The 509-nt window shown below is 41.8% G+C and carries 1 protein-coding gene; it reads right to left on the reverse strand.

All coding sequences use genetic code 11. The annotated features are described in order from the left end of the window. Positions 1 to 509: NAD-dependent epimerase/dehydratase family protein (locus ACS8FD_RS24815; protein WP_439277799.1), on the reverse strand; the 509-nt coding region annotated here is incomplete at both ends.

Here is a 509-nt window from a genome sequence, read left to right on the forward strand (position 1 = left end):
AAGTTTTTTGCTTTAGTCACATCTGCTTGAGAATGTCTTACATCACCCTCCCTAAAGTCTCGATATACAGGCTCTTTATCATACTTCACATCATTTTCTGCTAATGCTGACTTAATCGAGTTAAACAAATCATTTAACGTCGTTCTATCACCTACTGCTACGTTGTAGACTTGATCCTTGGCTTCGGGATTGGTAGATGTTGCTGCTAATATGTTCGCTTGCACGGTATTGTCGATATAACAAAAATCACGACTAGTCTCGCCATCGCCATTAATATAGACGTCATCATTAGCGATCATAGCAGCTGTCCACTTTGGGATCACCGCAGCGTAAGCACCGTCTGGATCTTGGCGTCTGCCAAATACATTAAAATAGCGCAAACCGACAGAGTTAAATCCATAACTGCGTGCAAATACTTCTGCATACAACTCATTGACATACTTGGTCACAGCGTATGGAGACAATGGCTTACCGATAGCGTCTTCTACTTTAGGTAATGCAGGATGATC

Source organism: Psychrobacter sp. 1U2 (assembly GCF_051847575.1).